Genomic DNA, 7,359 nt, shown 5'->3' with positions numbered 1-7,359 from the left:
TCAATCACTGTATTACCGTTTGGATCTTGGCTTGAACCTTTGACTGTAACCGAAGTGCCATCTTTACCTTTTGGTACTGTAATTGAATTACCATCGCTGAATGTCACTACTGTGTTACCATTCGGATCGATTGTTTGACCTGTCACTGTGATTGATTTACCGTCTTTTCCGTCACGGCCATCTTTACCATCGCGACCGTCTTTGCCTTTCGCAATTGTAGCTGTTGAACCATCACTGAATTCTACAACGGTATTACCATCTGCATCTGGATGTGAATCTTTGACTGTAACTGAAGTTCCGTCTTTGCCTTTCGGTACTGTGATTGTGTTGCCGTCACTGAATGTTACTTTTGTATTGCCGTCAGGGTCGATTGTTTGACCTGTTACTGTAACTGATTTTCCGTCTGCACCGTCTTTACCAGGTAAACCTTGGTCACCTTTATCTCCTTTTGAGATTGTAACTGAAGTACCATCGCTAAATTCTACAACTGTATTTCCATTAGGATCTTTCGTTGTTGAAGTAATAGAGATTGATTTACCATCTTGGCCTTTTGGAACGACAATTTCATGTCCATCGCTGAAGACTACTTTCGTATTACCATCTGGTTGAACTGTAGAAGAAGTAATTGTGATAGATTGTCCATCTTCACCTTTATCTCCTTTAGCACCTTTAGGTATTACAACTTCGTGTCCATCGCTGAATGTCACTTTAACATCGCCATTAGGTAAGTTTTCAGTATTTGTGATAGTAATTGATTTACCATCTACGCCATCTTTACCTTTCGGCACAGTAACTTTCGAACCATCACTGAAGTCAATCACTGTGTTGCCATCAGCATCTGGTTCAGCTTTAGTAATTGTGACAGATTTACCGTCTAATCCTTTAGGAATGTTGATTTCACGACCATCTGAGAACGTTACTTTAGTTGAGCCGTCAGGTTGTACTTCTGTGCCTGTAATAGTCACTGATGTACCGTCTGCACCTTTGTCGCCTTTATCTCCTTTAGGGATTGTGACGCTGCTGCCATCACTGAAGTTAACTACAGTGTTGCCATCTGGATCTTTCGTTGTTTTAACTACAGTAACTGATGCGCCTGCATCTCCTTTAGCGCCTTTAGGAATGATGATTTCATGTCCATCACTGAATGTAACTTTGATATCACCGCTTGGTAATGCTTCGTTACCAGTAATAGTAACTGACTTACCGTCTACGCCATCTTTCGCTTTAGGAATTGTCACTTTAGAGCCATCTGAGAACGTTACTTCTGTATTACCATCTTTATCTGGCGCAACATTTTGAACTGTAATAGATTGACCATCTGCACCTTTATCGCCTTTAGAGATAACTGCTGTACCACCATCACTGAAGTGAATAACAGTGTTGCCGTCCGCATCTTTTTCAGTGCTTGTAACTGTTAATGGTGCTGCATCTTTACCATCTACACCGTCTTTACCTGGGTCACCTTTTTCTCCTTTAGGAATGACAATTTCTTTACCGTCAGAGAATGTAACTTTTGTATCACCATTTGGTTGCGGTTCTACTTTCGCAACTGTAACCGAATCGCCTTTATCACCTTTATCGCCTTTTGCGATTGTGATTTCATGTCCATCAGAGAATGTGACTTTCGTATTACCTTCTGGTGTTGTTTCTGTGCTTTGAACTGTAACTGATGTACCATCTTTACCGTCTTTGGCTTTTGGAAGTACAACTTTTGAACCGTCAGAGAAAGTCACTACTGTATTACCGTCAGCGTCAGGCGTTGTACTTTGAACAGTAATTGATTTACCGTCCGCACCATTTTGTCCTGCTTCACCTTGTGCACCAGTATCACCTTTGTCGCCTTTTTCTCCTTTAGGAATCACAACTTCTTTACCATCTGAGAACGTTACTTTTGTATCGCCGTTTGGTTGCGGTTCTACTTTCGCAACTGTAACTGATTGACCTGCTGCACCTGTTTCTCCAGTATCGCCTTTATCACCTTTTGTTCCTTTTGGAATAGTGATTGTGCTGCCATCAGAGAATGTCACAACTGTGTTGCCATCTGCATCAGGTTTTGAACTATCTACCGTTACAGATTGACCATCAGCACCTTTAGGAATTGTGATGACTTTACCGTCAGAGAATGTGACTTTTGTAGCGCCTTCTGGTGTTGTTTCAGTACTTGTAATTGTGATTGAAGTACCTGGGTCACCTTTATCTCCTTTTTCACCTTTAGGAATGATGACATCATGACCATCACTGAATGTAAGTTTTGTTGAACCATCTGGTTGAACAGCTGTTTCAGTGATTGTGATTGATTGACCATCTTTACCATTCACACCATCTTTGGCTTTTGGAATTGTCGCATGTGAACCATCGCTGAAGTCTAAGATTGTATTACCGTCAGGATCTTGAGATGTACCAGTGACTGTAAGTGGGGCTGCGTCTTTACCAGCTTCACCTTTGTCGCCTTTTTCACCTTTCGCAATCGTGATAGATGTACCATCAGAGAATGTCACTTTCGAATTACCTTCTGGTGTTGTTTCAGTAGCGGTAATTGTGATTGCTTTACCGTCTTTAGCTTTCGGAATGACAACTTTAGAACCATCTGAGAATGTGACTTCTGTATTGCCATCTTTATCTGGAGCAACGTTTTGAACTGTAATAGATTGACCATCTTTACCGTTTGCGCCGGTTGCGCCAGTATCACCTTTATCCCCTTTAGAGATGACAGCTTGTGAACCATCACTGAAGTGAACGACTGTATTACCAGCATCATCTTTTGTTGTTTCAGTGACTGTTAATGGTGCCGCATCTTTACCTGCGGCGCCTGTATCACCTTTGGCACCTTTAGGAATTGTTACTTCTTTGCCATCAGAAAAGACTACTTTTGTATCGCCGTTTTCTTGTGGTGTCACACTTGTGATTGTGATAGATGTACCATCTTTTCCGTCAACACCCGCTGCGCCAGTTTCACCTTTATCCCCTTTAGAAACAGTGGCAGTGCTACCGTCGCTGAAGCGAATCACGGTATTGCCATCCGCATCTTTTTCAGAACCTGTAACTGTAAGAGGTTTAGCATCTTGTCCAGCATCACCTTTGTCGCCTTTAGGGATTGTTACTTTTTTACCATCGCTGAAGACAACTTCAGAATCACCATTTGGTAATTTATTGATTTGATCAACAGTTACTGAAGTACCGTCTGCACCTTTTCACCAGCGTCACCTTTATCTCCTTTAGAGATTGTCGCAGTTCCGCCATCGCTGAAGTGGATGACTGTGTTGCCATCTTTATCTTTTTCAGTACTTTGAACAGTTAACGGTGCAGCATCTGCGCCTTTCTCACCTTGTGCACCAGTTTCACCTTTGTCCCCTTTAGCACCTTTTGGAATAGTCACTTTTGTGCCATCTGAGAATGTTACTTCGATATCGCCATTTTCTAAAGGTTTTGTGCCTTGAACTGTGATTGAGTCACCTGCATCACCTTTCGCGCCTTTAGGGATTGTAATCTTAGTTCCATCTGAGAATGTTACTTCATTATCACCATTATCAAGCACTTTACTTGAAGTAATTGTGATTGATTTACCATCTTTACCATCTACACCGGCTGCGCCAGTTTCACCTTTGTCGCCTTTGTTGATTGTAATAGAGTGACCATCTGAGAAGTTAACTTTCGTATTACCTTCAGGTGTAGTTTCTGTACCTGTGATAGTGATTGAAGCACCATCTTTACCAGCTTCACCTTGAGCACCTGTGTCGCCTTTCGCGCCTTTAGGAACCACAACTTGTGAACCATCACTGAATGTTACAACTGTATCACCATCCGCATTTGGTTCAGATGATTTTACTGTAATAGATGCGCCATCTTTACCTTTTGGCACTGTAATTGATTTACCATCACTAAATGTAACTTTTGTGCCATCTGGTGTTTGTTCAGAGCTTTGAACAGTCACTGAAGTACCGTCTGCACCTTTTTCACCTGCAGCACCTGTATCACCTTTATCCCCTTTAGGAATTTCAAGTGTTTTACCGTCTGAGAATGTCACTTGTTTATTACCATTTGGTAATGTTTCAGTTTTTGTGATTGTCACTGATGTACCATCTTTACCTTTTGGCACTGTGATAGATTGACCATCAGAGAAAGTCACTTTTGTATCTCCGTTTGCTTGTGGTTCGATACTTGCGATTGTGATAGACGTACCATCTTTACCAGCTGCACCAGTATCACCTTTATCTCCTTTAGAGACTGTTGCTGTTTGACCATCACTGAAGTGAATAACTGTGTTGCCCGCTTCATCTTTAGTAGTTTCTGTAACTGTGAGTGGTTTAGCGTCTGCGCCAGCTGCGCCTGTATCGCCTTTTTCACCTTTAGGAATTGTTAATTCTTTGCCATCTGAGAAGACTACTTTTGTATCGCCATTGGCTTGTGGTTCGATACTCTTAATTGAAACAGATTCACCTTTTTCACCTGTCGCACCTGTATCGCCTTTATCTCCTTTAGAGATAGTCGCTGTTGAGTTATCACTGAAGTGAACAACTGTATTGCCAGCCGCATCTTTAGTTTCACCAGTAACTGTTAATGGTGCTGCATCTTTACCATTCGCACCGGTTGCGCCTGTATCACCTTTGTCCCCTTTAGAGACTGTTGCTGTTTGGCCGTCGCTGAAGTGGATAACTGTGTTGCCTTCAGGATCTTTAGTTGTGCTAGTTACTGTAAGTGGTTCAGCGTCTTTACCAGCTGCACCTGTGTCACCTTTCGCACCTTTAGGAATTGTTAATTCTTTACCATCTGAGAAGATGACTTTTGTATCACCATTCGCTTGTGGTTCGATGCTCTTAATTGAAACAGATTCGCCTTTTTCACCAGTAGCACCAGTTGCGCCTGTCGCACCTGTATCGCCTTTCTCTCCTTTAGAGATGACTGCTTGTGAACCGTCACTGAAGTGAACGACTGTATTGCCAGCTGCATCTTTATCAGTTTTTGTGACTGTTAATGGCGCTGCATCTTTACCAGCTGCACCTGCATCACCTTTATCTCCTTTAGGGATAGTAACGTTGCTGCCATCACTAAAGTGTACAACAGTATTGCCGTCTTTATCTGGAGCAGAACTTTCTACAGTTACAGATTGACCATCTTTACCTTTTGGTATTGTGATAACATGTCCATCACTGAATGTAACTTTTGTATCTCCAGTTGGTGTTGTTTCAGTGTTTGTGATAGTAACTGAAGTACCATCTGCACCTTTTTCACCAGTGGCACCAGTTTCACCTTTGTCCCCTTTAGAAACAGTCGCTGTTTGACCATCACTGAAGTGGATGACTGTATTACCATCAGCATCTTTAGTTGTGCTAGTTACTGTAAGTGGTTTAGCGTCTGCGCCGGCTGCACCTGTGTCACCTTTCGCACCTTTTGGAATTGTTAATTCTTTACCATCTGAGAAGACTACTTTTGTATCACCGTTCGCTTGTGGTGTGATGCTTGTGATTGAAATTGAATCACCTTTTTCACCTTTCTCACCAGTAGCTCCGGTAGCACCTGTTTCACCAGTCGCACCTTGTGCACCCGTATCACCTTTGTCTCCTTTAGAAATAACAGCTTGTGAACCATCACTAAAGTGTACAACAGTATTTCCAGCTGCATCTTTATCAGTTTTTGTGACTGTTAATGGTGCCGCATCTTTACCAGCTACCCCTGCGTCACCTTTATCTCCTTTAGAAACAGTTGCTGTTTGACCGTCGCTGAAATGGATCACTGTATTACCTTCAGGGTCTTTTGTTGTTTCAGTAACTGTAAGAGGTTTAGCATCCGCACCTGCTGCGCCTGTATCACCCTTGTCACCTTTCGCACCCTTAGGAATTGTTAATTCTTTGCCGTCTGAGAAGACTACTTTTGTATCACCATTGGCTTGTGGTGTGATACTTGTGATTGAAATTGAATCACCTTTTTCGCCTTTAGCACCTGTTTCACCAGTTGCACCTTGTGCACCAGTATCACCTTTGTCCCCTTTAGAGATTGTTGCGTGAGAACCATCACTAAAGTTCACAATTGTATTGCCTTGCGCATCTTTAGTTTCACCAGTCACTGTTAACGGTGCAGCATCTTTACCTGCGGCACCTGTTGCGCCTGTGTCCCCTTTATCTCCTTTAGGAATTTCAAGTTTCTTACCGTCTGAGAATGTTACTTCTTTATTTCCATTAGGAAGTGTTTTAGTTTCAGTAATTGTAACTGAAGTACCATCTTGACCTTTAGGAATTTCGAATGATTTTCCATCAGTAAAGGTTACTTTTGTTGTACCGTCAGCTAATGTTTCGATTTTATCGATTCCAATAGATGTACCGTCTTTACCCGGGTCTCCTTTAGCACCTTGAGCTCCTGTTTCTCCACGGTCACCTTTATCTACAGTAATTGTAGAGCCATCACTAAAGTGAACTAATGTATTACCTTGACCATCTTTTTCAGATGAAGTTACTGTCAATGGTGCAGCATCTTTACCTGCGGCACCTGTTGCACCTGTATCACCCTTAGAAATTGTAGCGGTTTTACCATCGCTGAAATGCACGACTGTGTTGCCAGCTGCGTCTTTTGTTTCTTTAACAACTGTTAACGGCGCAGCATCTTCTCCTTTATCGCCTTTAGCACCTTTTGGTACTACGATAGATTTTCCATCGCTAAAGTTTACTTTGATATCGCCGTTCGCTTGTGGTTCTGTTGATGTGATTGTGATAGATTTTCCATCTTCACCTTTCGCACCTGTTGCTCCAGTTGCTCCTGTGGCACCCGTATCACCTTTGTCACCTTTAGAAATTGTGGCTTGTGAACCGTCACTGAAGTGTACTACTGTGTTGCCAGCTGCATCTTTTGTTTCACCAGTCACTGTTAATGGTGTGGCGTCTTTACCTGTGGCTCCTGTTGCGCCTGTTTCACCTTTCGCGCCTTGTGCACCCGTATCACCTTTATCCCCTTTAGAGATTGTTGCTGTTTTACCGTCGCTGAAATGTACGACTGTGTTGCCGGCCGCATCTTTTGTTTCTTTAACTACTGTTAACGGCGCTGCATCTTCTCCTTTATCGCCTTTTGCACCTTTTGGTACTACGATGGATTTACCGTCACTGAAGTTGACTTTGATATCGCCGTTCGCTTGCGGTTCTGTTGATGTGATTGTGATAGATTTGCCATCTTCACCTTTCGCACCTTGTGCTCCAGTTGCGCCTGTAGCACCTTTGTCACCCTTAGCTCCTTGGGCTCCAGTATCACCTTTGTCCCCTTTAGAAATCGTTACATGCGAACCATCACTAAAGTTAACGACAGTATTACCTTGACCATCTTTAGTTTCACCAGTCACTGTCAATGGTGCGGCGTCTTTACCTGCGGCTCCTGTTG

General features: G+C 42.7%; 1 protein-coding gene and 1 pseudogene. Both read right to left on the bottom strand.

All coding sequences use genetic code 11. The annotated features are described in order from the left end of the window. Positions 1 to 3,008: pseudogene (locus HMPREF2937_RS09200) on the bottom strand (DUF4988 domain-containing protein); the annotation flags it as partial. A gap of 158 nt (positions 3,009 to 3,166) precedes the next feature. Further along, positions 3,167 to 7,359 (bottom strand): beta strand repeat-containing protein (locus tag HMPREF2937_RS13755; protein ID WP_373879075.1); only part of this gene is annotated, 4,193 nt, incomplete at its 5' end.

This window comes from Staphylococcus sp. HMSC061G12, assembly GCF_001838465.1.
Classification (GTDB): Bacteria; Bacillota; Bacilli; order Staphylococcales; family Staphylococcaceae; genus Staphylococcus; species Staphylococcus simulans.
The sequence above is the reverse complement of the archived record's forward strand: the minus strand, read 5'-3'. Positions and strand labels throughout refer to the sequence as shown.